This is a genomic window from Arthrobacter sp. CC3, assembly GCF_039907775.1.
Lineage (GTDB): Bacteria > Actinomycetota > Actinomycetes > Actinomycetales > Micrococcaceae > Arthrobacter.
On record NZ_JARCCY010000085.1, the window covers coordinates 1 to 5,722 of the forward strand.

Sequence of the window (5,722 nt, forward strand, 5' to 3'; positions counted from 1 at the left end):
CGGTCCTGGCAGAACGAAGCTCGCCCAGGATCTGTTCGTATTCCTCAGAATCCGGCAGGCCCCCCACGGCTCCGTCCACCGGATCGAGGACTGCAGGGCTGGTGCCTTCACCCGCGGGGACGTCCAGGACTGTTGTGGTGTTTCGCGTACCTTCGGGCTGTTCGTTGGGGGGAGTTGCTGCGAAAGAGCTATCGGCAGGCGACTCTTCGGGGGTGGAGAATTTTAAGTCACGGCTTGTAGCCATGAGCGAATCCTTTGCTCGGGGTTGATGGGCATGCGGTTAAACATGGCCTTGAGTGGGAGGAAGCCCCCAAGCCTCCAGTCGATCGGCACGGATCAGCACAATTCCTCGGATTAGTTACTGAGGTAGCCGTTCGGGTCCAGGACGTACTTCGTGGCGGCTCCGGCATCGAATTCCGCGTAGCCCCGAGGGGCATCCTGGAGTGAAATGGCCGTGGCATTGACTGCCTTGGCGATCTGGATCCTGTCATGCAGGATCGCCATCATCAGCTGCCGGTTGTATTTCATCACCGGGCATTGGCCGGTCGCGAAGGAAAGGGACTTCGCCCAGCCGGTGCCCAGGGACAGGGACAGGCTGCCTTTCTGGGCTGCTGCGTCCGCGGCACCCGGGTCCCCGGTGACATATAGGCCGGGAATGCCCAGGGACCCGCCGGCAGCCGTGAGGTCCATCAGCGAATTGAGCACGGCGGCGGGCGCCTCCTGGGCCCCGGCACCGTGTCCGCGGGCCTCGAAACCGACCGCGTCGATACCGGCATCGACCTCCCGGACGCCGAGAAGCTGCTCGATCTGGTCTGCCGGATCGCCGATGGTCACATTGACGGTTTCGCAGCCAAAGGATCGGGCCTGGGCCAGGCGGTCCTCATTGAGATCCCCCACGATGACCACCGCGGCCCCCAGCAGCTGCGCGCTGGCCGCCGCGGCAAGCCCCACGGGGCCGGCCCCGGCAACATAGACGGTGGACCCGACGCCGACACCTGCCGTGACGGCCCCGTGGAAACCGGTCGGGAGGATGTCCGAGAGCATGGTCAGGTCCATGATCTTTTCCAAAGCTTGGTCCCGATCAGGGAACCGCAACAGGTTCCAGTCCGCGTACGGGACCAGGACAAACTCCGCCTGCCCGCCGACCCATCCGCCCATGTCGACATAGCCGTAGGCGGACCCGGGGCGGTCCGGGTTCACGTTCAGGCAGATTCCGGTCTTGCCCTCCTTGCAGTTCCGGCAGCGCCCACAGGAGATATTGAAGGGGACCGAGACGATGTCCCCGACCTTGATGAACTCGACGTCGGGCCCGGTCTCGATGACTTCCCCGGTGATCTCGTGCCCCAGGACGAGACCGGCCGGGGCGGTCGTGCGGCCACGAACCATGTGCTGGTCCGAACCGCAGATGTTGGTGCTCACCGTGCGCAGGATGACCCCGTGCGGGACCTTCCGGCCGACATTGACGGGATTGACGCCGGGTCCGGCCTGCAGTTCAAAGGTGGGAAACGGGGTATCGATGATTTCCACGATCCCCGGTGCCTTGTATGCAACGGCTTTGTTACCTGACATGGAATGGGCTCCTATGGGTTGGCGATCGAACCCACAGTGATACGGGTCGCATCAGACTGTCTGTGAGGTAGTTGTCATGCTGTCCGGCCTAGAGCAGCCGGAAGCGGCTAGGCATCGATCACCAAATTGGTCTGCGCGGTGGAGCAGCAGGGCAGGAACTTGCCTGCAGCGATTTCCCGTGCCCGGATCCCGCCCTGGTGGTTCATCTCGACCTCCCCGGAAAGCTTGACCACCTTGCAGGAGCCGCACATGCCCTCCTTGCAGTTCGCGCCGATCCTGACGCCCGCACGCTGGGCCACCCCGAGGATGTGTTCGGAGGGGTCGATGCGCACGTTGATACCGGTGCGCATGAAGGACAGGGTGAGGCTTCCCGTTCCGACCGTGTCGAAGCCCGAGGCATCGGGTGACCCGGCCCCCACGTCCGAAGTGCCCTCGGGGTTTTCGAAACCTGATGCGTCCGAGTCGACTGTTTCCAGCGGGAGCCCCGTGGCCTGCAGGGTTCCCTCGGAGTCGTAGCCGGGCTCGTAGAGCCCAAATGCGCTGGGCTGGCTCTCATAGTAGTCCTCGGCGGATTCGGCGATTTCCTCGGCGATTTCCTCCGCGATGTCCGTCGCAAGCGCGATCTCTGCCTGGTATTCAAGGAGCGTCTGGCGATCTCCCGTGAAGAACTCCATGTATATCGAAGTGTCATCGACGCCGACCTTCTCCAGGAGCTTGGTGGCGGTGTTAAGGTAGCCCTCGGGGCCGCAGGCATAGACCTGGCGGCCGTTGGCATCAGGGGCCACGTAGTCGAGCATGGCGGCCGTTAGCCTCCCGCTGAGTCCGTCCCACCCCTCGGGTTTGCTCCGGTCGCCCAGGGAGTAGTGGACCTTGACGCGCGAGTCCACGGAGGCGATGTAGGCCAACTCCTGATGGAAGGCGAAATCACCGGCCGCCGCTCCGTGGTAGAGAACCACGACGTCGGCGTGCCCGGGCAGGGAGTGGATGGTCCGCACCATGGACATGATGGGAGTAATGCCCGCGCCGGCGGCCAGCAGGAGGTAACGCGCCCGCCGGTCGGCATCGGGCAGGTGGAACGCCCCGACCGGTCCGAGCATGTCGAGGACGGTGCCGGGTTTGACGTTCTCATGCACCCACGGTGAGACCAGCCCGGCGTGATCGCGTTTGACGCTGATGCTGAAGGTCCACGGCTCCGTGGGCGAACTGGACAGCGAGTAGCTGCGGTCCACCGGATCCTGGTCCTCGCCGTTCACGGGAAAGGCGACGTTTACGTACTGCCCCGCCCGGAAGGCCAGGGGGGCACCGTCACAGCGGCGGAACACGAAGGTCATGATGCCGCCGGCCTCGGGAACGGTCTCCACACATTCGGCCATGAACTCCTGCGGGTGCCAGGGGCCCAGTGCGCGGGCGGCGCGGGCGGGTGCCTCGGTGCTGCCCATGACCCTGTTCCACGGCATCTCAAGCCCGCGAATGCGCTGTGGTTCCTGGATCACCGTCTCAGTGAGGAGTTCGGTCATGCCAAGTGCTCCTGTACACGCTGCACGTACCAGTTGATGAATGCTTCTACCTGGTACTCGCTCTTCATGTACGGGCCGGGTTCGTAGGCGGGGCTGCCGGCACCCTTCTGGCACAACTCAACGAACGCCTTGTCTTGCAGGTTTGTCTGCTTCCAGGTGTAGGTGAGTTTGTCCAGATCGTAATCGACGCCCTCTTCGGCGTCGTCAGCCACCAGCCAGGTGGTGCGTACCAGTGACTGGTGTTCGTTGATGGGGAAGACGCCGAACGTGATGACGTGGTCCCCGAGGAAATGGAACCAGCTGTTGGGCTGCAGGTGCATCGAGCAGCGGCCGAGGCGGAAGTCGGGCAGGTCGCCGAGCAGCTTCTTGGAGAGCCGGCGCCCGTCGGCCGAGAACGATTCGCCCTCACCGTCGAGTGATTCCCGCGAGATGCGTATTCCCGCGATGCGGGTGTCAAGCTCCTCGACCACCTCGTAGGGCAGGCCGTAGCGGCGGCAGCGCTCTTCAAGGGAGGACTGGGCTTCCTTGTTGCGGTCCCACACCTCTTCGAGGTGGGGCGGAACCAGTCCCTCGGTCAGGCCCCACGTCGGGAAGAGGGAGCAGGCGAGCTCAGGGTGGCCGTCGCAGTGGTAGCACTCACGGTTGTTCTCCATGACGAGCTTCCAGTTGCCCTCTTCGATGATGTTCTGCTGGTAGGCGATCTTCGTCTTCGACAGATCGTGGGGGGCGAGGTAGGGCTCGAAGATCTTGGAGGTCTCGTCGAAGTCGGCCGGCGGTACGTCCGCAATGCAGACGAAGATGAGTCCGGCGACCACGCGGCTGTGGGCGCGCTTGAGGGCGAAACAGTTCTTGTCGAACTTCGCTTCTCCCGGTGCCGAGGCGTGGATCAGGTCGCCACTGGGCGAGTACGTCCAGGAGTGATAGCCGCACACCAGGTTTCCCGTTGAGCCGGCGGCTTCGGTCAGGACGCGGGCGCCGCGGTGGCGGCACACGTTGTGCAGGACGTTGACGTCGCCGTCGTCGTTGCGCAGGACGATCAGGGAGTAGGGCCCGTAGTCGACGGTGACGTAGTCGCCCGGCTCCGGCAGTTCGGCGACGCTGGCGGCAAAGATCCAGTGCTGGCCAAAAATGGCCTCCATGTCGATCTTGAAAATGGTCTGGTCCGTGTAGAACGGGGCGTCGAGGGAATATCCCTTGCGCCGGAACTCGAACAGCCCGGCGATTTCCGCCAGCTGCTCGGCGGGCAATGATGACACGAGTTTTCCGCGTGAATTGAGGGGCAAGACTGGAGCAGACATGTGTTTCCTCCCGGGAGGTTTGGATAAGTGTGCGAATCGTGGCGACCACGGCTGCGTGGGTGCGAGCGGCGTTGTCGAAAACCTTGTAGTCATGAGATTAGAGATCATTGATCCGCAACAAAAGCGCAAAATTTGGAAGATATCTGTGCACAATAGGTGCATGATCGATGCGAGACTCATCACACTTCGGGTGTTCGCCCGGTGCGGCACCATCGGCGCAACCGCGGAGCTCACGGGCTACTCGCCCTCCGCCGTCTCCGCGCAATTGCGGGAGCTCCAGCGCGTGCTTGGAATGCAGCTGCTGACGAAGGACGGTCGTGGGGTGCGGCTGACCGCCGCGGGCCGCTTTCTCGTGGCGGGCTCGGATACCCTCATTGCGGAGTGGGAGAGCCTGCGCGCCGCGGCCATGGAGGCTGGCGACCAAATGCCGGCCCGTTTTGGCCTCGGCGGATTCTCCACGGCTGCCGCCCAGCTGCTCGCGCCGCTGGCCGCCACTCTGCGCTCAACACGCCCCCAGCTGGAGGTGCAGGTACTGGAGGCAAACCCGGCCCGCTGCTTCGACTTGCTGGTTGCCGAGCGAATCGACCTCGCGGTCATCGTCGCCATGCAGTCCGACACCCATGCTGAGGACGATCCGCGCTTCGAGCAGACCGTCCTGCTCGACGATCCCCTGGACGTGATCATCCCCTCCAACCATCCCTTGGCATCGCGGGAAACGGTGACGCTCGAAGAATTAGCGTCGGAACCCTGGATCACCGAGGCCGTCGGGTCGACCTACCATTCCCTATTCACCGCGGCGTTCACGGCAGTCGGGGTCACACCGCGGATTGCCCATGAGGCCGTTGAATGGGAAACCCAGATCGCTTTCGTTGGTGCGGGGCTGGGCGTGGGGCTGCTGCCGCGACTGGCACCCCTGCGTAGTGCCGAAAACGTGGTTCGGCTGCGCATCACTGGCAAAGGGAAGCCCGCGCGCCGCATTGTCGCTGCGGTGCGGAGGGGCAGCATCGCATCGCCCCTGATCCAGGAGTCGCTGGACATCCTGCAGGTCAGGGCCAAACGGATCCTCGCCGCCCGGCCCGAAGACGATCTCTGAACGACCCAACGCCCCGCCCTCCGTATGTGGAGGGCGGGGCGTTGGTGTTTGGTCCGCTGCTTAGCGTGGTGGTGGTTTTAGTTGTTGTTGTGGTTTGTGTGGCGGGTGTGGACGGTGGGGATGCTGCCGGTGTGGGTGCCGCCTTGGTGGGAGTCGGGGTCCGGGCATGTGTCGGCGCAGTCGTGTTTTGTGACGAGGTCGAATTGGATGCCGCCGTGTTGTTCTACGCCGGTGCGTATGGCGCG

General features: G+C 64.1%; 4 protein-coding genes and 1 pseudogene. 1 reads left to right on the forward strand and 4 read right to left on the reverse strand.

What is annotated here, in order from left to right; translation table 11 throughout:
* From PV761_RS23950 to PV761_RS23965, 4 genes and pseudogenes are all read right to left on the reverse strand, one after another.
* A pseudogene (locus PV761_RS23950) lies at positions 1 to 244 on the reverse strand (BCCT family transporter); the annotation flags it as partial.
* 110 nt (positions 245 to 354) lie between these two features.
* A complete protein-coding gene (gene fdhA / locus PV761_RS23955) occupies positions 355 to 1,569 on the reverse strand; it encodes a formaldehyde dehydrogenase, glutathione-independent (protein ID WP_347900015.1) in 1,215 nt (404 codons plus the stop codon).
* A 107-nt stretch (positions 1,570 to 1,676) separates the two neighbouring features.
* Positions 1,677 to 3,086, reverse strand: a complete 1,410-nt coding sequence (locus PV761_RS23960; RefSeq protein WP_347900016.1) for a ferredoxin reductase — start codon at positions 3,084 to 3,086, stop codon at positions 1,677 to 1,679.
* Positions 3,083 to 4,384, reverse strand: a complete 1,302-nt coding sequence (locus tag PV761_RS23965) for an aromatic ring-hydroxylating dioxygenase subunit alpha (RefSeq protein ID WP_028272995.1) — start codon at positions 4,382 to 4,384, stop codon at positions 3,083 to 3,085. The genes PV761_RS23960 and PV761_RS23965 overlap by 4 nt, the downstream gene beginning before the upstream one ends.
* Positions 4,385 to 4,544: 160 nt before the next feature.
* Between PV761_RS23965 and PV761_RS23970 the strand changes: the two genes are divergently transcribed.
* On the forward strand, positions 4,545 to 5,477 hold the full coding sequence (locus tag PV761_RS23970) for a LysR family transcriptional regulator (RefSeq protein WP_347900017.1): 933 nt from the start codon (positions 4,545 to 4,547) through the stop codon (positions 5,475 to 5,477).
* Positions 5,478 to 5,722 lie beyond the last annotated feature (245 nt).